Below are 20146 nucleotides of genomic sequence, written 5' to 3' on the forward strand. Positions count from 1 at the left end.
CCCTGCCGATTCGTCAGTTTAAAGACGTTTTTTTACAGTTATTGATTATTTGCGCTATTGGCGGCAAAAAAACATCTGCTTAAAGCACACACCGCATGAAGCCCTTTTAGCCCTGTCTAAGGGAGACGTTTGTTCCCAAATGCGTCAGGAAATTGATCTGCTACAAGTTCGTGACAAATAGATAACCTTCCTGGACAATTGAACATTGCCTGTCTCTGAGACTCCCGGTAAATAAAATGCCTGATTAAAACCAGGGTTAAACATATTAAATAAAAAGAAGGTTGCCATGAATCGTTTTATTATGGCGAAGAGCCAGGAATGTATAGGATGTCGTGCCTGTGAAGTTGCCTGCGTAATGGCGCATAACGATGAGCAACATGTATTAAGTCCCGAACAATTTCATCCGCGAATTACGGTTATTAAACATCAGCAGCAGTGCAGCGCGGTGACCTGCCATCACTGTGAAGCTGCGCCCTGTGCCCGAAGTTGCCCGAATGGCGCTATTAGCCGCGTCGATGATTCGGTACAGGTTAACCAGCAGAAATGTATTGGCTGCAAATCGTGCGTCGTCGCCTGTCCGTTCGGCACCATGCAAGTGCTGGTCACGCCCGTTGGCGAAGACCACGTAAAAGCGACAGCGCACAAATGCGATCTCTGCGTAGGTCGCGCTGAAGGTCCGGCCTGCGCGCAAAATTGTCCGGCAGATGCGCTGCAACTGGTTAATAGCGACGTGCTGGCGCATCTGGCAAAAACACGCCGTCTGCGAACGGCAAGCCATGAAGCTCAGCCGTGGCACAGCGTCGAGGTGCTGACACCCGCTTTTGACGATCGCAAGGTGCTGCAGATGCGTAAAACGCCCGCGCGCGGAGAGCCGGATAAACTGCCACTGGCGGCACGCAAGTGCGGCTTTGATGAAATCTACCTGCCGTTTCGTACTGACCAGGCGCAGCGGGAAGCGCAACGTTGTCTGAGCTGCGGTGAACACAGCATCTGCGAATGGACCTGCCCGCTGCACAACCATATTCCGCAGTGGGTTGCGCGGGTGAAAGAGGGCGACATTGTCTCCGCCGTTGAACTTTCCCATCAAACCAACTGCCTGCCGGAGATCACTGGCCGCGTCTGTCCGCAGGATCGTCTATGTGAAGGTGCCTGCACGGTGCGCGATGAGTATGGCGCGGTGACCATCGGTAATATCGAGCGTTACATTTCCGATCGGGCGCTGGCGCAGGGTTGGCGGCCGGATTTAGGCCAGGTGCAGTCAGTGGATAAACGCATCGCTATTATTGGCGCCGGTCCTGCCGGGCTGGCCTGTGCGGATGTGCTGGCGCGTCATGGCGTTAGCGCGACTGTATTTGATCGGCACCCCGAAATCGGCGGTCTGCTGACGTTTGGTATTCCCTCCTTCAAGCTGGATAAATCGCTGCTGGCGCGCCGCCGGGAAATCTTCAGCGCAATGGGCATCCGTTTCGAACTGAACTGCGAAATCGGCAAAGATATCGCACTGGATACGCTGCTGCGTGATTACGATGCGGTGTTTATCGGCGTGGGTACGTACCGTTCAATGCAGGCCAATCTGCCGAACGACGATGCGCCTGGCGTGTATGATGCGCTGCCGTTTTTGATTGCCAATACGAAAAAACTGATGGGGCTGCCGGAAATTCCGCAAGAACCGTTTATCAATACGGAAGGCCTGAATGTGGTGGTGCTGGGCGGCGGCGATACAGCGATGGACTGCGTGCGCACGGCGCTGCGTCATGGTGCACGTAAAGTGACCTGCGCGTATCGACGCGATGAAGCCAATATGCCCGGTTCGAAGAAAGAGGTGAAAAACGCCCGTGATGAGGGGGCAGAATTCGAATTTAATGTGCAACCCGTGAACGTGGAATTGGATGAAAGCGGCAAGGTTTGCGGCATTCTTCTGTTGCGAACGCAACTGGGCGAACCGGATGCGAAAGGGCGTCGTCGCCCGGTGCCGATTGCGGGCAGCGAGTTTGTCATGCCTGCCGATGCGGTAATTATGGCGTTTGGTTTTAACCCCCATTCCATGCCGTGGCTGGAGCGTCAGGGGGTGCGCATGGATGAGTGGGGCCGCATTGCCGCCAGTGTTAACAGCCCGTACCGTTACCAGACCAGTAACCCGAAAATTTTCGCGGGTGGCGATGCTGTGCGCGGCGCCGATTTGGTGGTGACAGCGATGGCAGAAGGGCGACATGCCGCGCAAGGCATGCTGGACTGGTTAGGGGTAAAAACGCCGGATAAGCATTAACACCTGGCGCGACAAAACAGGCTCTTCGGCATACTATAACGATAAGTGTTAGCGCCATGGAGCCTGTATGTCACTGAAAATTAACGTCATCAAAGATAAAATCCTTTCTGAAAACTACTTTGTTCTGCGCAATATCACCTATGAACTGACCCGTAGCAACGGCGACGTCATCCGCCATAAACGCGAAGTTTATGACCGAGGCAATGGCGCAACGATCCTGCTGTATAACCGCGATAAAAAGAGCGTCCTGCTGATCCGCCAGTTCCGGGTTGCGACCTGGGTAAACGGCAATGAGGATGGCCGTCTGATTGAGAGCTGCGCCGGTTTGCTGGATGACGATGAACCGGAAGTCTGTATCCGCAAAGAGGCGATTGAAGAGACTGGTTATCAGGTCGGTGAGGTGCGTAAAGTCTTCGAACTCTATATGTCGCCGGGCGGCGTGACTGAGTTGGTGCATTTTTTTATTGCTGAATATGGCGATGCGCAGCGGGTTAATAACGGCGGCGGCGTGGAAGACGAAGATATTGAAGTGCTGGAATTCCCATTCAGCCTGGCGCTGGAAATGGTCACCAGCGGCGAGATTCGCGATGGCAAGGCGGTGATTTTATTGCAGTACCTAAAATTATCCGGGTTAATGGACTGAATTTTAAAGGGTTAATGGTGGGCGATTTCAGATGAAGCTATCCGATAAATCCGATTGAGCAAGCGAAGCCGGAGATTGAAGATACGCAGGTTCTGCATTTCTTGTTCCGGGGTTGTACCATTCATGCGTTATCGCGGCATTTTCACTCTGCTGTTCGGGCTTTTCTCTGCGCCGTTGCTATGGGCTGCGCCTGCACAACACGCTTTCTCCGACTGGCAGGTGACCTGCAATAACCAGAATTTCTGTGTTGCGCGTAATACCGGCGAACACAATGGCCTGGTGATGACATTAGAGCGTAGCGCCGGTGCGCGAACCGCTGCGACGCTGCGTATCGAGCTTGGCGGCCTTAATGTGTCTGTGTCCAAAGAGCCACCCATCGCTGGCCGCCTGCAGCTTGACGAACAACCGTTAATGCTGGCCGGAGCGCGCTGGCAAATCATGCCCTGGCATCTGATGACCAGTGACAGCGAAACCATCGCCCGTTTTCTGCAAACCATCCAGGAAGGGCAGACCATTACCTTACAGGGCAGTAAAAGGACGATTTCGCTGGTGGGGCTGAAAGCCGCACTGCTGTTCATTGATTCGCAGCAAAAACGTGTCGGCAGCGAAACGGCGTGGATTAAAAAAGGTGATGCTCCGTCGCTTAGCGTGCCGCCAGTGCCTGCATTGAAAGCGGTGGCTCAGACTAATGAGAGACCGACGCCACTGACCCTTGCAGAACTGAATGATTTGCTGGATTACGGCAACTGGCGCATGAACAACAGCCCATGTTCGTTGGATCCGATGCGCCGCCAGGTTCGCGTCTCGGCGCTCACCGACGACAAAGCGTTGCTGATGATCGACTGTGAAGCGGGTGCATATAACATTGTTGATCTGGCGTGGTTAGTGTCGCGGCAGAAACCGTTCGTCTCACGGCCTGTGCGCCTGCATCTGCCGTTTACGCCGGATAATGGCAATGATGAGATGGAGCTGATGAACGCGGTGTTTGATGAGAAAAGCAGCGAGCTGAATACATTGTCGAAAGGCCGTGGTTTGCTGGATTGCGGCGTGTCGAGCCGCTGGCGTTTTGATGGCCAACGTTTTCGCCTGGTACGTTACGCTCAGGAACCGGCCTGCGATGGCTGGCATGGCCCTGAGGCGTGGCCCACGCTGTGGGTGACGCGCCAGGAAATCCCCTGGGGTACTTTATTGGCAAGGAAGTGAAGCTGACACCGCGACGGGTGGTGAAATAAAGGGCGCGCCAGCCGAGACAAGCTGGCGCGCCGCACACTTATTTTTTCAGCACTGCTTTAGCTTTCGCCACCACGTTTTCGACGGTAAAGCCAAAGTACGGGAACAGTTTTTCCGCTGGCGCGGATTCACCGTAGCGGGTCATGCCGACAATCGCCCCTTTCAGGCCGACATATTTGTACCAGTAGTCGGCGATCCCGGCTTCCACTGCTACGCGCGCGCTGACGTCCGACGGCAGTACCGCTTCGCGCCATGCTTCATCCTGGGCATCAAAGATATCCGTTGAAGGCAGCGAAACCACGCGCACATTTACGCCCTCGGCGCTCAGTTGCTCTGCGGCTTTGACGGTGATTTCCATTTCTGAACCGGTGGCAATCAGGATCAGATCCGGTTTCCCGCTGCTTTCTTTGAGAATGTAGCCACCTCGGCTGATGGCCTGCACCTGTTCCGGCGTTCTCTCCATTTGCGTCAGGTTTTGGCGCGATAAAATCAGCGCTGTCGGGCCATTATGGCGCTCGATGGCTAGCTTCCAGCCGACTGCAGCTTCTACCTGATCGCACGGCCGCCAGGTGCTGAAGTTCGGCGTTAAACGCAGGCTCGCAAGCTGTTCAACGGCCTGATGCGTCGGGCCATCTTCCCCCAGACCGATAGAGTCATGGGTGTAGACCATAATCTGCCGGGCCTTCATCAGCGCAGCCATGCGCGCCGCGTTACGCGCATATTCGACAAACATCAGGAAGGTGGCGGTATAAGGCACAAAGCCGCCGTGATGAGCAATGCCGTTAGCGATGGCAGTCATGCCGAATTCACGCACACCATAGTGAATGTAGTTACCAGCAAGATCTTCTTTCAGCGATTTAGATCCCGACCAGATAGTGAGGTTGCTGGGTGCCAGATCGGCGGAACCGCCAAGCAGTTCCGGCAGTACCGGACCATAGGTATTCAGCGTATTCTGCGAGGCTTTACGGGTGGCGATTTTCGCCGGGTTCGCCTGCAAGCTATTGATCCAGTCACGGGTGGTTTTCTCCCACGATTCTGGCAAACCACCGCTCATGCGGCGTTTAAACTCAGCTGCCAGTTCCGGGTACTCTTTCTCCCAGGCCGCCAGTTTCTCATTCCATGATTGTTGCTGCTTCGCCCCGCGTTCGCGGGCATCCCACGCCTGATAAATCTCTTTAGGGATTTCAAAAGCCGGGTATTTCCAGCCCAGTTTTTTTCGGGTCAGCGCCACTTCCTCTTCACCCAGCGCGGCACCGTGTGACTCCTCTTTACCGGCTTTATTCGGCGAGCCAAAACCAATCACCGTGCGGCAGATAATCAGCGACGGCTTATCCTTCACGCTTTGCGCTTCCTCGATGGCCTTTTTCACCGCATCCGGAGAGTGACCGTCAATATCGCCAATCACATGCCAGTGATAAGCCTCGAAGCGTTTGGCAGTGTCGTCGGTAAACCAGCCTTCGGTTTCACCATCAATGGAGATACCGTTGTGGTCGTAGAAACCAATTAACTTGCCTAGCCCCAGCGTTCCCGCCAGCGAACAGACTTCATGGGAGATGCCTTCCATCAGGCAACCGTCGCCCATAAAGACATAGGTGTAATGATCGACGATATCGTGGCCGGGGCGGTTAAACTGCGCTGCCAGCGTACGTTCGGCAATCGCCAGCCCGACCGCGTTCGCCAGCCCCTGACCCAGCGGACCGGTAGTGGTTTCCACGCCCGGTGTGTAACCAATTTCCGGGTGACCCGGCGTTTTCGAGTGTAACTGGCGGAAATTTTTCAGTTCTTCGAGCGGCAAATCATAACCGCTTAAGTGCAGCAGGCTATACAGCAGCATCGAAGCGTGACCGTTGGAAAGGATAAAACGGTCGCGGTCATACCACGTGGGATCGGTCGGGTTATGTTTAAGAAAATCATTCCACAGCACTTCGGCGATATCCGCCATCCCCATTGGTGCGCCAGGGTGGCCGGAATTGGCTTTTTGCACTGCGTCCATACTCAGGGCGCGAATGGCGTTAGCAAGCTCTCTACGGGACATCGTTCACTCCTTGGCAAAGTTAAAGTTTGGCGGCCAGCAGATCTTCTAATTTGCGCTGATCGACGGCGAACTGACGGATACCGTCGGCCAGTTTGTCGACAGCCATCGGATCCAGGTTATGTTCCCAGCGGAATTCCGCTTCCGTCATGGGGGCCGGGCGGTGGAAGGTTTGGCGTGAAGGAACCAGTTTGCGTTCCACAATCCCTTCTTGTCCCTGCAACTCTTTCAACAGCGCCGGGGAGATAGTCAGGCGATCGCAACCGGCCAGCGCCAGGATCTGTTCCGTGCGGCGGAAGCTTGCACCCATGACGATGGTTTCGTAGCGATGTTGTTTGAAGTAATCGTAAATATTGCGCACTGATTTCACGCCCGGATCCTCATCCACCACGTAGGGATCGAGTGGTTTGCGATCGTTATACCAGTCGTAAATACGGCCAACGAACGGCGAGATCAGAAACACCCCGGCTTCGGCGCAGGCGCGTGCCTGAGCGAAGGAGAACAGCAGCGTCAGGTTACAGTTGATGCCCTCTTTTTCCAGTTCCTCTGCCGCGCGAATACCTTCCCAGGTTGAGGCCAGTTTGATCAAAATGCGGGATTTCGGAATGCCCTGCTCCTCATAAAGTTCAACCAGGCGGTGCGCTTTGGCAATGCTTTTCGCTTTATCGTAAGAGAGACGTGCATCTACCTCGGTTGAAACGCGCCCTGGAATGCTTTTCAGAATTTCCGCACCGAAATTGACTGCCAGTTTGTCGCTGGCTTCTGCGACTTGCTGTTCCTGCGTTTTGCCGCGCGCTTTGCCATAGGCAATCGCGTCATCAATCAGATGGGAGAAATGCTCCAGTCCGGCAGCTTTCAGCAGCAGAGAAGGGTTGGTCGTAGCATCTTCTGGCTGATAGTGGCGGATCGATTCGATATCGCCGCTGTCTGCCACTACGGTGGTAAATTGTTTCAGGCCGTCTAAGTGATTCATTAAAATAACTCCTTTAAAAGCAATGTGTTATTGGAGTGCTTCCGTTCGCACTTTGATAAAAATGAGAGATGCATAACAAAAAAGCATAGCAGAAGCGTCCCGGACTGCTTTTTATGGGATGTAACAAAGATGCGATAAATTGATAACAATTTTGCTTATGTATAGTGAGAGTTTGGCAATGTTCAAAGTTTGCCATCGCAACAGCGGCCATACTAAGCGGCGTATTGGGATAGACATCACGCGGTATCACTCTGAAAGCAAAACGTGAAAGGAACCTCCAATGGACGACCAACTAAAACAAAGTGCCCTCGACTTCCATGAATTTCCGCGACCGGGAAAGATACAGGTCTCCCCGACAAAACCGCTGGCCACACAGCGCGATCTGGCGCTGGCGTACTCGCCTGGCGTTGCTGCCCCCTGCCTTGAAATAGAAAAAGATCCGCTGGCGGCCTACAAATACACTGCGCGCGGAAACCTTGTTGCGGTGGTCTCTAACGGCACTGCGGTGCTGGGGCTTGGCAATATTGGCGCACTGGCCGGTAAGCCGGTGATGGAAGGCAAAGGTGTTCTGTTCAAGAAATTCGCCGGCATCGACGTATTCGATATTGAAGTAGATGAGCAAGATCCGGATAAACTGATCGATGTGGTTGCCGCGCTGGAACCGACGTTCGGCGGCATCAACCTCGAAGATATCAAAGCGCCAGAGTGCTTCTATATTGAAGCCAAACTGCGCGAGCGCATGAATATTCCGGTTTTTCATGACGATCAGCACGGCACAGCGATTATCAGCACTGCTGCCATTCTTAACGGCTTGCGAGTTGTGGAGAAGAGTCTTTCCGACGTGCGCATGGTGGTGTCAGGGGCGGGGGCGGCGGCTATCGCCTGTATGAACCTGCTGGTGGCGCTGGGAATGCAGAAACACAACATTGTGGTCTGCGATTCAAAAGGTGTGATTTATAAAGGCCGCGAGCCAAATATGGCCGAGACCAAAGCAGCCTATGCTGTTGACGATGACGGTAAACGGACGCTGGCGGATGTGGTCGCGGGTGCGGATATCTTCCTCGGCTGCTCCGGGCCAAAAGTGTTGACGCCGGAGATGGTAAAAGGCATGGCGCGGCAACCGCTGATCCTTGCGCTGGCAAACCCGGAGCCTGAGATCCTGCCTGATCTGGCGAAAGCGGTGCGTCCGGACGCGATTATCTGTACCGGCCGCTCCGATTATCCGAATCAGGTAAACAACGTGCTCTGTTTCCCGTTTATCTTCCGTGGCGCACTGGATGTGGGTGCTACGGCGATCAACGAAGAGATGAAGCTAGCGGCGGTTAATGCTATTGCTGAACTGGCGCATGCGGAGCAGAGCGAAGTCGTGGCTTCGGCATATGGCGATCAGGATTTGAGTTTTGGTCCGGATTATCTGATTCCGAAACCTTTCGACCCGCGGCTGATTGTCAAAATCGCGCCTGCAGTAGCGAAAGCGGCGATGACTTCCGGTGTGGCAACACGGCCGATCGCCGATTTTGATGCCTACGTCGATAAACTCACCGAGTTTGTCTACAAAACGAACCTGTTTATGAAGCCGGTTTTCTCCCTGGCCCGCAATGCGCCGAAACGCGTGGTGCTAACCGAAGGCGAAGAGCCGCGCGTGCTGCATGCAACGCAGGAGCTGGTCACGCTGGGGTTGGCGAAACCGATCCTCGTCGGGCGACCGGGTGTGATTGAGATGCGCATTCAGAAGCTTGGCCTGCAAATTCGTCCGGGCGTCGATTTTGAGATTGTTAATAACGAGTCGGATCCGCGCTTTAAAGAGTACTGGACGGAATACTTCAGCATTATGAAGCGCAGGGGAATTACGCAAGAACAGGCTCAGCGTGCCGTGATTGCCAACACCACGGTGATCGGCGCGATCATGGTGCATCGTGGCGAAGCCGACGCGATGATTTGCGGCACCATCGGCGATTATCATGAGCACTTCAGCGTAGTGCAGGCGATCTTCGGTTACCGCGATAATGTGCATGCGGCCGGGGCGATGAATGCGCTGTTGCTGCCCAGCGGTAACACGTTTATTGCTGATACCTATGTCAATGAAGATCCGAGCGCCGAACAACTGGCAGAGATCACCTTGCTGGCAGCAGAAACCGTGCGGCGCTTTGGTATCGAACCGCGTGTAGCGCTGTTGTCGCATTCGCAGTTTGGCTCCTCCAATTCGCCTGCTGCGGTAAAAATGCGCGAGACGCTGACACGGGTGCGTCAGCGTTCGCCGGATCTGATGATCGACGGCGAAATGCATGGTGATGCGGCGCTTGATGAGAATATCCGCCATGAGCGGATGCCGGACAGCCCACTGAAAGGGGCGGCGAATATCCTGATTATGCCTAACGTTGAAGCCGCGCGAATCAGCTATAACCTGCTGCGCGTCTCCAGTTCAGAAGGTGTGACTGTCGGGCCGGTGCTGATGGGGGTTGCCAAACCGGTGCATGTGCTGACGCCCATTGCCTCAGTACGGCGTATCGTCAATATGGTCGCGCTGGCGGTGGTGGAAGCGCAGACGCAGCCGCTGTAAGTGTGTTGTGGTTTTGATAAGGCGGAGCCATCAGGCAGTATTTGCCGGATGGCTCATAAGCCTTTATCCGATCTGCAAAACCCGAAATCACACCCAGTCTTTAACCTTAATAAACTCGCTGAGGGCCGCTTCCTGGCTGCCTTCGGCGGGTTGATAGTTGTATTCCCAGCGTACTAACGGCGGCATCGACATTAAAATCGACTCTGTACGCCCACCGGTTTGCAAACCGAACAGCGTTCCGCGATCCCACACCAGGTTGAACTCTACGTAGCGGCCACGACGATAGAGCTGGAAATCGCGCTCGCGCTCGCCGTAAGACAGTGCTTTGCGGCGCTCGACGATGGGCAAATAGGCGTCGAGATAACCGTTGCCGACGGCCTGCATAAACGCAAAACAGTGGTCAAAATCCGGTGTGTTCAGATCATCAAAAAAAAGCCCGCCGATGCCGCGTTGCTCATCGCGGTGCTTGAGGTAGAAATAGTCGTCGCACCACTTTTTGTAGCGCGGATAGACCGCTTCACCAAACGGCAGACAGATATCGCGGGCGGTGCGGTGCCAGTGGATCGCATCGTCTTCAAAACCATAGTAGGGCGTTAAATCGAAACCGCCGCCGAACCACCACACCGGATCGGCGCCGGGTTTCTGCGCAATAAAAAAACGCACGTTTGCATGGCTGGTCGGAACATAGGGGTTATGCGGGTGCACGACCAGCGAAACGCCCATCGCTTCGAAGCTGCGACCCGCCAGTTCAGGACGGTGTGCCGTGGCGGATGCGGGCATCGCATCGCCGTGGACGTGGGAAAAATTGACGCCAGCCTGTTCAAATACGCCGCCGTCGCGCAGCACGCGGCTACGTCCGCCGCCGCCTTCCGCGCGCTGCCAGGCATCTTCAACAAACGTCGCGCCGTCGATGTCGCTAAGCTGGCGGCAGATCTTATCCTGTAGGGCAAGCAGTGCGTTTTTTACTGGCGCTATCTCTGGGGTCATTATCAGCGTCTCTTCACATGGGCTTTGTGGTTATCGAACCAGCTAAAGTAGCTCAGAATACCGTCGGCAATGGCGGTGGCAATCTTCTGGCGGAACGCCGTGGTGCCGAGCAGCTTCTCCTCTGCTGGATTGGTGATAAAGGAAGTTTCAACCAGTACCGATGGGATCGACGGGGATTTTAGCACCACAAACGCGGCCTGCTCGGTATTACGGCTGTGCAGACGGTGGACTGGTTTGATCTGCTTGAGAATATGCGAGCCGAGCGTCAGGCTGTTTTTGATGGTGTCAGTTTGCACCAGATCGAACAGCACCTGCTGCAGCAAATGGTCTTTATCAGTGGTTTTTTTCCCGGCGACTTCATCGGCGGCGTTTTCTTTATCCGACAGGTATTTCGCCATCGCGCTACTGGCGCCCCGGTTGGAGAGCGCAAACACCGACGCACCGGCAGCACTCGGGTTGGTAAAACCATCGGCATGAATCGACATAAACAGATCCGCGCCGTGCTGGTGAGCGATCTCGACCCGATCGTAGAGCGGAATAAAGGTATCGCCGGTACGTGTCAGACGCGCATCAATACCCTGCGCGCGCAGCTGTGTGCGGACATTTTTGGCGATCGCCAGTACCACATGTTTCTCTTCCGAGCCGCTATGGCCAATAGCGCCGGTATCAATGCCGCCGTGACCGGGATCGAGCATAACGATGCGACGTGCCCCGGCTTTTTTTGCCTTCGGCTTAGTGTGGCCGGTGGTGGTTTTCAGTGGCGTCTCGTCCTTAGCGATAGCACGAGACATGCCCGACAACGTCAGGGCGGCCAAACCCGCTTTCAGCATCTGGCGACGCGAGGTGAGTGTTTTTAATGGTTTAAAGGTGCTCATACGTCTGAATGTTTTGTCCGTGGTCCCTGGTGTTATATCGTATCGTCCTGGCCATGACGACAATCCACAAGAGCGATTGTTTTACTTTTCATTTCAATACGTGACAGAGTGCCATTATGCCAAATTTCTACGGTAAAGCGTCGGGATATTGGCTAAGACGCTGCTTCGGGCCATAATCACCACTTACACAGTTGAAAAAACGGGGAATACCATGGAGATACGCGTTTTTCGCCAGGACGATTTCGAAGAAGTGATCACCTTGTGGGAGCGCTGTGAACTGCTGCGACCATGGAATGATCCAGAAATGGATATCGAACGAAAAGTGAATCACGATGTCAGTCTGTTTCTGGTGGCGGAAGTGAGTGGCGAAGTGGTAGGCACGGTAATGGGGGGGTATGACGGCCATCGTGGCTCGGCATACTATCTCGGTGTACACCCGGAATTTCGCGGCCGTGGCATCGCCAATGCCTTGCTCAATCGGCTGGAGAAAAAACTGATTGCCCGTGGCTGCCCGAAAATCAACCTGATGGTACGTGAAGATAACGATATGGTGATCGGCATGTATGAGCGGTTGGGCTACGAGCATAGCGACTCGGTTAACTTAGGAAAACGTTTGATAGAAGATGAAGAGTATTGATATTTCACCTTCCGACTACGACAGGCATGGACGCCTTCGGCTGCCCTTTTTGTTCTGGTGTGTGCTGGTGTTGCAGGCGCGTACCTGGATTTTATTTGTGATGGCAGGTGCGTCGCGTGGTCAGGGCGATGCGCTGCTGACGCTGTTTTATCCCGATCATAATCAGTTCTGGGTGGGCTTATTGCCCGGACTGCCTGCGGCGCTGGCTTTTTTTCTTAGCGCGCGCCGAGAGCTTCACCCTCGCTTCTGGCGCGCAATCTACCCACTACTGCTGCTGGTACAATTGGCGCTGGTGCTGTGGCTGCCCTCACGCTGGTTCAGCGGTGAGGCGCTCTCCGGTATCGGGCTTTCTCTACTGATTATTGACCTCTTTGTTCTCTGGTGGCTGGCGACATCCCGCCGTCTGCGCGCCTGTTTTTATTCCTCAGATGAGTGAACGGCACTTTTTGCCCGCCAGCGACTCCAACTGGCGTTAAATGAAAAAAAAGGAACGGTGCATGAAATCCCTACGTACTTTTATCTGTGTGCTGCCGCTGGCATTAACCGGCTGCTCGACGCTTGCTTCTGTAAACTGGTCGGCGGCGTATCCATGGAACTGGTTTGGCTCGTCGATCGAAATGAGCGAAAACGGCGTCGGCAAAATCACGGCCAGTACGCCGCTCAATGAGCAGGCCATTAATGATGCGTTAAGCGGTGACTACCATCTGCGTAGCGGTATGAAAACGGAAAATGGCCGCATTGTCCGCTATTTCGAGGCGATGAAAGATACCAAACTGGCGCTGGTTGTTAACGGCGAAAATGGTGCGGTGAGCCGCATTGATGTACTGGACAGTAATATCGCCACCGACAAAGGCGTGAAAATCGGCACGCCTTTCAGCGCCGTGTTTGATAAGGCGTTTGGCAACTGTGTTAAAGGGACTGGCGATGACAATACTGGCGTTGAGTGTAAAGCGTCGGGCAGCCAGCACATTAGCTATGTGTTTACCGGCGAATGGAGCGGCCCAGAAGGGTTGATGCCTTCTGATGACACGCTGAAAAACTGGAAATTAAGTAAGCTGGTATGGCGCCGATAATTTGATCGCAACGGGCCGCGACGAAGCGAAAAAACGGTACAATAGCGCGTTTATCGCCACGCATATGTGGCTTGTTTTTTTCCAGGAGGCGTGATGTTTCAAGTGCAAAGCGGCATTTTACCGGAACACTGTCGTGCAGCGATTTGGATTGAGGCCAGCGTGAAAGGGGACACAGATGCCCTGCGTGCGGGCAGTAAAGTTTTTGTCGATAAGCTGGCCACTTTTCAGCAAAAATTCCCCGATGCGGCACTGGGGGCGACGGTGGCTTTCGGTAACAACGCATGGCGCGCACTGAACGGGCCGGAAGGTGCAGCGGAACTGAAAGATTTCCCCGCTTACGGCAAAGGTCTGGCTCCTGCCACGCAACATGATGTGCTGATCCATATTCTTTCCCTGCGCCACGATGTGAATTTCTCCGTTGCTCAGGCCGCGCTGGAGGCGTTTGGCGACGCTATCGACGTGAAAGAAGAGACACACGGTTTCCGCTGGGTGGAAGAGCGCGATCTGAGCGGCTTTGTCGACGGTACGGAAAACCCGGCGGGTGATGAGAAGCGCCGCGAAGTCGCGATCATTCAGGATGGTGTTGATGCAGGCGGCACGTATGTGATGGTGCAGCGCTGGGAACACAATCTGAAGCAACTCAACCGTATGAGCGTTGCCGATCAGGAGATGATGATTGGCCGCACCAAAGAGGCGAATGAAGAGATTGACGGCGATGCTCGCCCGGTTACCTCGCACCTGACCCGTGTCGATCTGAAAGAGGACGGCAAAGGGCTGAAAATTGTGCGCCAGAGCTTACCGTACGGCACCGCCAGCGGCACGCACGGCCTTTACTTCTGTACTTACTGTGCCCGTCTCTACAACATTGAACAGCAATTGCTGAGTATGTTTGGCGACACCGATGGCAAACGCGATGCCATGCTGCGTTTCACCCATCCGGTAACAGGCGGTTACTATTTTGCGCCGTCGCTTGATAAGCTGCTGTCGTTGTAATAATCCCGCTTCCTTCCTGGCCGGGAAGACCCGGCCATACTCCTTTCTGCTTATACTCTTTTATGATTCCAAATCACCAAATGGTATATAAAAGCGTTACTGCTTTCACACCCGTTATAAATAAACTGAGTGTCGTGGAGTCATCAGCTTATAAGGGTGCGTAATGGCCGTTAACATACTGAAAAAAGGATATCTGACGCTGGCAGCAATGACGCTGTGGGCGGCGCAGGCACAAGCGACGGAACTGCTAAACAGCTCTTATGATGTGTCACGCGAGCTCTTTGCGGCGCTGAATACACCGTTTGAACAGCAATGGGCAAAAGATAACGCTGGCGATAAGCTGACGATCAAACAATCTCATGCCGGTTCGTCAAAACAGGCGCTGGCGATTTTGCAGGGGCTGAAAGCAGATGTCGTTACCTATAACCAGGTAACGGATGTGCAGATCCTGCACGACAAAGGCAACCTGATCCCGGCGGACTGGCAAAGCCGTTTACCGAACAACAGCTCGCCATTCTATTCGACGATGGCGTTTCTTGTTCGTAAGGGCAATCCGAAGAATATCCACGAGTGGAGCGACCTGGTACGTCCCGACGTAAAATTGATTTTCCCGAACCCGAAAACCTCCGGCAACGCCCGTTACACTTATCTGGCGGCGTGGGGCGCAGCGGATCAGGCGGATGGTGGCGATAAAGCGAAAACTGAACAGTTTATGACGCAGTTTTTGAAAAACGTCGAAGTGTTCGATACCGGTGGTCGCGGCGCAACCACTACGTTCGTTGAGCGCGGTCTCGGCGATGTACTGATTTCCTTTGAATCCGAAGTCAATAACATCCGTAAGCAGTACGAAGCCCAGGGTTTTGAAGTGGTGGTGCCAAAGGTCAATATTCTGGCGGAATTCCCGGTGGCGTGGGTCGATAAAAATGTGAAAGCCAATGGGACGGAAAAGGCCGCGAAAGCATACCTTAACTGGCTCTATAGTCCGCAGGCGCAAACCATCATCACCGACTACTACTACCGAGTGAATAACCCGGATGTGATGGCGAGGCTGACGGATAAATTCCCGCAAACAGCGCTGTTTCGCGTGGAAGACAAATTTGGCTCCTGGCCTGAGGTGATGAAAACCCACTTCGCCAGCGGCGGTGAGCTGGACAAGTTACTGGCGGCGGGGCGTAAGTGATGTTTGCAGGAACCGCGAAACGTGTGTTGCCGGGGTTTGGTTTAAGCCTCGGCAGCAGCCTGTTTTTTGTTTGTCTGGTATTACTGTTGCCGCTGAGTGCGCTGGTAATGCAGCTGGCGCAAATGAGCTGGTCGCAATACTGGGAAGTGGTCACCGACGCACAGGTGGTGGCAGCCTATAAAGTCACTTTGCTGTCGGCGTTTGTGGCGTCAGTTTTTAACGGCGTTTTTGGTCTGCTGATGGCCTGGATCCTCACCCGTTACCGTTTTCCGGGGCGCACGTTGTTGGATGCGCTGATTGACCTGCCATTCGCACTGCCGACTGCCGTGGCTGGTTTGACGCTGGCGTCGCTGTTTTCCGTGAACGGATTTTATGGCGAGTGGTTGGCAAAGTTCGATATCAAAGTGACTTACACCTGGCTTGGCATCGCCGTGGCTATGGCCTTTACCAGCATCCCGTTTGTGGTGCGCACCATCCAGCCGGTGCTGGAGGAGTTAGGGCCGGAATACGAAGAAGCGGCGGAAACCCTCGGCGCAACGCGCTGGCAGAGCTTTCGTCGCGTAGTATTGCCGGAACTTTCCCCGGCGCTGATGGCGGGCGTGGCGCTGTCGTTCACCCGCAGCCTCGGCGAATTTGGCGCGGTGATTTTTATCGCCGGTAACATTGCCTGGAAGACCGAAGTCACCTCGCTGATGATTTTTGTTCGCTTGCAGGAGTTTGATTACCCGGCGGCGAGCGCGATTGCTTCGGTGATCCTCGCGGCGTCTCTGCTGCTGTTGTTTTCCATCAACACCCTGCAAAGCCGCTTTGGCCAGCGTGTGGTAGGTCACTAATGGCGGAAATAACCGAAGTGAAACGCGATGACAAACCTCAGGTGAACTGGGGGAAAGTATTTTTGATTACCGCGGGGGTTTTGCTCTCTGCGTTTATCCTTGTCGTGCCAATGATATATATTTTCGTTCAGGCCTTCAGTAAAGGGCTGGCACCGGTGCTGGAAAACCTGGCGAATGCCGACATGCTGCATGCCATCTTGCTGACGGTGATGATTGCGCTGATCACCGTACCGGTTAACCTTGTGTTTGGCACGCTGCTGGCATGGCTGGTGACCCGCTTTAACTTCCCTGGTCGCCAGCTTCTTCTGACATTACTGGATATTCCGTTTGCGGTTTCACCGGTGGTTGCGGGTCTGGTTTATCTGTTGTTTTACGGTTCGAATGGCCCCCTTGGCGGCTGGCTGGATGAGCATAACCTGCAAATTATGTTTGCCTGGCCGGGTATGGTGATGGTCACCATTTTCGTCACCTGTCCGTTTGTTGTGCGCGAACTGGTTCCGGTGATGTTGAGCCAGGGGAGCCAGGAAGATGAAGCGGCGATCCTGCTGGGTGCCAGCGGCTGGCAGATGTTTCGCCGCGTAACGCTGCCGAATATCCGCTGGGCGCTGCTGTATGGTGTGGTTCTGACCAACGCGCGCGCGATTGGCGAGTTTGGCGCGGTCTCGGTGGTCTCCGGTTCGATACGCGGTGAGACGCTGTCTCTGCCGCTACAAATTGAGTTGCTGCAGCAGGACTACAACACGGTAGGCGCATTCACCGCCGCCGCTCTGCTAACTCTGATGGCTATTTTGACACTGTTTTTGAAGAGTGCGTTGCAGTGGCGTTTGAATAACCATGAAAAACGCCAGCAACAGGAGGGAAATCATGAGCATTGAGATTGCCAATATTAAGAAGTCTTTTGGTCGCACCCAGGTGCTGAATGATATCTCGCTGGATATCCCTTCCGGGCAAATGGTGGCGCTGCTGGGACCATCCGGTTCCGGGAAAACCACGCTGCTGCGCATCATCGCCGGGCTGGAACACCAGACCAGCGGTCACATTCGTTTTCACGGTACGGACGTAAGCCGATTGCATGCCCGCGATCGCCGCGTCGGTTTTGTGTTTCAGCACTATGCATTGTTCCGCCATATGACGGTGTTCGATAACATCGCCTTTGGTCTGACGGTGTTGCCGCGTCGCGAGCGGCCGAATGCCGCAGCAATCAAAGCCAAAGTGACGCAATTGCTGGAGATGGTGCAGCTTGCTCATCTGGCAGAACGCTACCCTGCACAGCTTTCCGGCGGACAGAAACAGCGTGTGGCGCTGGCGCGTGCACTGGCGGTGGAACCGCAGATCCTGCTGCTGGATGAACCGTTTGGCGCGCTGGACGCACAGGTGCGTAAAGAGTTGCGTCGCTGGCTGCGTCAGTTGCATGAAGAGCTAAAATTTACCAGTGTGTTCGTCACTCACGACCAGGAGGAGGCGACGGAAGTGGCCGATCGTGTGGTCGTGATGAGCCAGGGAAATATCGAGCAGGCTGATGCGCCGGATCAGGTATGGCGCGAACCGGCAACCCGCTTTGTGCTGGAGTTTATGGGCGAGGTCAATCGCCTGAAAGGCACGGTAACGGGCGGGCAGTTTCATGTGGGCGCACATCGTTGGCCGCTGGGTTATACACCTGCCTGGCAGGGGGAAGTGGATCTGTTTTTGCGCCCCTGGGAAGTGGATATCAGCCGTCGCACCAGCCTGGATTCGCCATTGCCGGTGCAGGTACTGGAAGCCAGCCCGAAAGGACACTATACCCAGTTGGTGGTGCAGCCGCTCGGCTGGAACCCAGAACCACTCACCGTTGTGATGCGCGATGAGCAGCCGCCGCAGCGTGGCGAGCGCTTGTTTGTCGGTTTGCAGCATGCGCGGTTGTATAACGGCAATGAACGTATTGACGCCGGTACAGAGCTTGCTCTGGCGGAAACTGCCTGATAGGTTAAGCACCATGTCTATCGCCCGGTGGCGCTTTGCTTACCGGGCCTACAATATCTGCATCTTCACTGCTTTGTAGGCCGGGTAAGCGTAGCGCGACCCGGCTTTTTTATTGAGCAGGAACCGTGAATACATTAGAAGATACCATCGGCAATACGCCTCTGGTTAAATTACAACGTCTGACGCCGGATAACGGCAGCGAAATTTGGGTCAAACTGGAAGGTAATAACCCCGCAGGATCGGTCAAAGATCGCGCCGCACTGTCGATGATTGTGCAGGCGGAAAAGCGTGGAGAGATTAAGCCCGGGGATGTGCTGATTGAAGCCACCAGCGGCAATACCGGGATCGCGCTGGCGATGATTGCGGCGTTTAAAGGCTATCGCATGAAATTGCTGATGCCGGACAACATGAGTCAGGAACGTCGTGCGGCGATGCGCGCCTATGGTGCGGAGCTGATTCTGGTTACCAAAGAGCAGGGAATGGAAGGCGCGCGCGATCTGGCGCTGGAAATGGCTGCAAGTGGCGAGGGCAGGTTGCTCGATCAATTCAACAACCCGGATAATCCCTACGCCCACTACACGACTACCGGTCCGGAAATCTGGCAGCAGACCGCCGGACGGATCACCCATTTTGTCTCCAGCATGGGCACAACCGGTACCATAACCGGTGTGTCGCGTTTTCTGCGTGAACAGGATAAACCCGTCACTATTGTCGGGCTGCAACCGGAAGAGGGGAGCAGTATTCCTGGCATTCGCCGATGGCCTGCTGAATATATGCCTGGCATTTTTAACGCCGCGCTGGTGGATGAGGTTCTGGATATCCATCAACGTGAGGCAGAAAATACCATGCGTGCGCTGGCGGTTCAGGAAGGTATTTTCTGTGGCGTTAGTTCTGGCGGAGCTGTCGCGGGTGCGCTTCGCGTGGCGAAAAGCACGCCAGGCGCAGTGATCGTCGCCATTATTTGCGATCGCGGCGATCGTTACCTCTCCACCGGCGTGTTTGGTGAAGAGAGTTATTCGCAGGGCGCGGGGATTTAACCCGTTAAGGAAAAGAGGATGGAGATGATCCTGTTTCGGGATAAAAACCGGGCGCAGCAGGCTGATATCGTGGCGGTGCAGTCTCAGGTTGTGTACGGCAGCGTTGGCAACAGTATTGCAGTGCCCAATATTCGCCAGCACAATCTCAATGTGCTGGCCGTGCCGACAGTGCTGTTCAGCAATACGCCACATTACGATACTTTTTATGGCGGCGTGATCCCGGATGAGTGGTTTAGCGGTTACCTGCAGGCGCTGGAAGAGCGCGATGTTTTGCGTACGCTGAAAGCGGTAACCACAGGCTATATGGGAAGTGCCAGCCAAATTATGCTGCTGGCAACGTGGCTTAAAGCGCTACGGGAGAAACACCCGCAACTACTGATTTTGGTCGATCCGGTTATTGGCGATACTGACAGCGGTATCTATGTAAAAGCGGAAATTCCTCAGGCTTACCGCGAATATTTGCTGCCGCTGGCTCAGGGGATCACGCCGAACGTGTTTGAGTTGGAGATTCTCAGCGGCAAACCGTGCCAGGATCTGCAAAGCGCTATCGTTGCGGCAAAAGGGCTGTTGTCTGCGACGCTGCAATGGGTGGCGATCACCAGCGCGCCTGTCGATGAGGATGACGGTCAGATACATGTGGTGCTGGTGACAGCGGATGAGGTTACCGTCAGTGGTTATCCGCGTGTCGAAACGGATTTAAAAGGTACTGGTGATCTGTTTTGCTCCGAGCTGGTCAGCAGCGTTATTCAGGGAAATAAGCTGGATGTTGCCGTGCGCACAGCAGGGAACAGAGTGGTACAGGTAATGGGATATACGCTGGACAAAGGTTACGACGAACTCATTTTACCGCCGTGCTAATCAATAAAAA

The 20146-nt window shown here is 54.6% G+C and carries 18 protein-coding genes; 14 read left to right on the top strand and 4 right to left on the bottom strand.

Translation table 11 applies throughout. The features are described from left to right. The first annotated feature begins 286 nt into the window (after nucleotides 1-286). From aegA to BM427_RS19985, 3 genes are all read left to right on the top strand, one after another. Entirely contained in the window at nucleotides 287-2266 is a 1980-nt protein-coding gene (aegA, locus tag BM427_RS19975; protein ID WP_090124753.1) for a formate-dependent uric acid utilization protein AegA, read from the top strand. 67 nt (nucleotides 2267-2333) lie between these two features. Next, a complete protein-coding gene (nudK, locus tag BM427_RS19980) occupies nucleotides 2334-2909 on the top strand; it encodes a GDP-mannose pyrophosphatase NudK (protein WP_090124756.1) in 576 nt (191 codons plus the stop codon). A gap of 123 nt (nucleotides 2910-3032) precedes the next feature. Beyond that, nucleotides 3033-4112 carry a DUF1176 domain-containing protein gene (locus tag BM427_RS19985; protein WP_090124759.1) on the top strand — a complete coding sequence of 360 codons (1080 nt, stop codon included), beginning with the start codon at nucleotides 3033-3035 and terminating at the stop codon, nucleotides 4110-4112. Between the two features lie 67 nt (nucleotides 4113-4179). On the opposite strand, the gene tkt is transcribed toward BM427_RS19985, so the two are convergent. Both tkt and tal read right to left on the bottom strand, forming a co-directional pair. Then, nucleotides 4180-6174 (bottom strand): transketolase, encoded by a 1995-nt coding sequence (gene tkt, locus BM427_RS19990; RefSeq protein WP_090124762.1) that lies wholly within the window; start codon nucleotides 6172-6174, stop codon nucleotides 4180-4182. 19 nt (nucleotides 6175-6193) lie between these two features. Beyond that, nucleotides 6194-7144 (bottom strand): transaldolase, encoded by a 951-nt coding sequence (gene tal / locus BM427_RS19995; protein ID WP_090124764.1) that lies wholly within the window; start codon nucleotides 7142-7144, stop codon nucleotides 6194-6196. Between the two features lie 280 nt (nucleotides 7145-7424). Between tal and maeB the strand changes: the two genes are divergently transcribed. Continuing rightward, nucleotides 7425-9704: an NADP-dependent oxaloacetate-decarboxylating malate dehydrogenase gene (gene maeB / locus BM427_RS20000; RefSeq protein WP_090124768.1), complete on the top strand. Its 2280-nt coding sequence runs from the start codon at nucleotides 7425-7427 to the stop codon at nucleotides 9702-9704. Between the two features lie 87 nt (nucleotides 9705-9791). On the opposite strand, the gene hemF is transcribed toward maeB, so the two are convergent. After that, complete coding sequence (gene hemF, locus BM427_RS20005) at nucleotides 9792-10691, bottom strand: oxygen-dependent coproporphyrinogen oxidase (protein WP_090124772.1); 900 nt, start codon at nucleotides 10689-10691, stop codon at nucleotides 9792-9794. Between the two features lie 2 nt (nucleotides 10692-10693). Next, nucleotides 10694-11566 carry an N-acetylmuramoyl-L-alanine amidase AmiA gene (gene amiA, locus BM427_RS20010; RefSeq protein ID WP_090124775.1) on the bottom strand — a complete coding sequence of 291 codons (873 nt, stop codon included), beginning with the start codon at nucleotides 11564-11566 and terminating at the stop codon, nucleotides 10694-10696. Nucleotides 11567-11777: 211 nt separating this feature from the next. Here amiA and BM427_RS20015 point away from each other — a divergent pair, with 211 nt between their 5' ends. The 10 genes from BM427_RS20015 (at nucleotide 11778) to pdxK (ending at nucleotide 20136) form a co-directional block, all read left to right on the top strand. Further along, entirely contained in the window at nucleotides 11778-12203 is a 426-nt protein-coding gene (locus BM427_RS20015) for a GNAT family acetyltransferase (RefSeq protein ID WP_090124779.1), read from the top strand. Further along, a complete protein-coding gene (locus tag BM427_RS20020) occupies nucleotides 12190-12639 on the top strand; it encodes a DUF2919 domain-containing protein (protein ID WP_090124782.1) in 450 nt (149 codons plus the stop codon). The genes BM427_RS20015 and BM427_RS20020 overlap by 14 nt, the downstream gene beginning before the upstream one ends. 61 nt (nucleotides 12640-12700) lie before the next feature. Next, the gene (locus BM427_RS20025) at nucleotides 12701-13276 is read left to right on the top strand and encodes an RpoE-regulated lipoprotein (protein ID WP_090124785.1); all 576 of its coding nucleotides are present in this window, start codon (nucleotides 12701-12703) and stop codon (nucleotides 13274-13276) included. A gap of 93 nt (nucleotides 13277-13369) precedes the next feature. After that, nucleotides 13370-14269 (top strand): Dyp-type peroxidase, encoded by a 900-nt coding sequence (locus BM427_RS20030; RefSeq protein WP_090124788.1) that lies wholly within the window; start codon nucleotides 13370-13372, stop codon nucleotides 14267-14269. Nucleotides 14270-14432: 163 nt separating this feature from the next. After that, on the top strand, nucleotides 14433-15449 hold the full coding sequence (locus BM427_RS20035; RefSeq protein ID WP_090124790.1) for a sulfate ABC transporter substrate-binding protein: 1017 nt from the start codon (nucleotides 14433-14435) through the stop codon (nucleotides 15447-15449). Further along, nucleotides 15449-16282 carry a sulfate/thiosulfate ABC transporter permease CysT gene (gene cysT, locus BM427_RS20040; protein WP_090124793.1) on the top strand — a complete coding sequence of 278 codons (834 nt, stop codon included), beginning with the start codon at nucleotides 15449-15451 and terminating at the stop codon, nucleotides 16280-16282. The genes BM427_RS20035 and cysT overlap by 1 nt, the downstream gene beginning before the upstream one ends. Then, entirely contained in the window at nucleotides 16282-17157 is an 876-nt protein-coding gene (gene cysW, locus BM427_RS20045) for a sulfate/thiosulfate ABC transporter permease CysW (RefSeq protein ID WP_090124796.1), read from the top strand. The genes cysT and cysW overlap by 1 nt, the downstream gene beginning before the upstream one ends. Continuing rightward, nucleotides 17147-18241 carry a sulfate/thiosulfate ABC transporter ATP-binding protein CysA gene (gene cysA / locus BM427_RS20050; RefSeq protein ID WP_090124799.1) on the top strand — a complete coding sequence of 365 codons (1095 nt, stop codon included), beginning with the start codon at nucleotides 17147-17149 and terminating at the stop codon, nucleotides 18239-18241. Before cysW ends, cysA begins: the two co-directional genes overlap by 11 nt. A gap of 125 nt (nucleotides 18242-18366) precedes the next feature. Then, nucleotides 18367-19278: a cysteine synthase CysM gene (gene cysM / locus BM427_RS20055; RefSeq protein WP_090124801.1), complete on the top strand. Its 912-nt coding sequence runs from the start codon at nucleotides 18367-18369 to the stop codon at nucleotides 19276-19278. 18 nt (nucleotides 19279-19296) lie between these two features. Beyond that, entirely contained in the window at nucleotides 19297-20136 is an 840-nt protein-coding gene (gene pdxK, locus BM427_RS20060; protein ID WP_090124804.1) for a pyridoxine/pyridoxal/pyridoxamine kinase, read from the top strand. The last annotated feature ends 10 nt before the right edge of the window (nucleotides 20137-20146 follow it).

Source organism: Kosakonia arachidis (assembly GCF_900116535.1).
GTDB lineage: Bacteria > Pseudomonadota > Gammaproteobacteria > Enterobacterales > Enterobacteriaceae > Kosakonia > Kosakonia arachidis.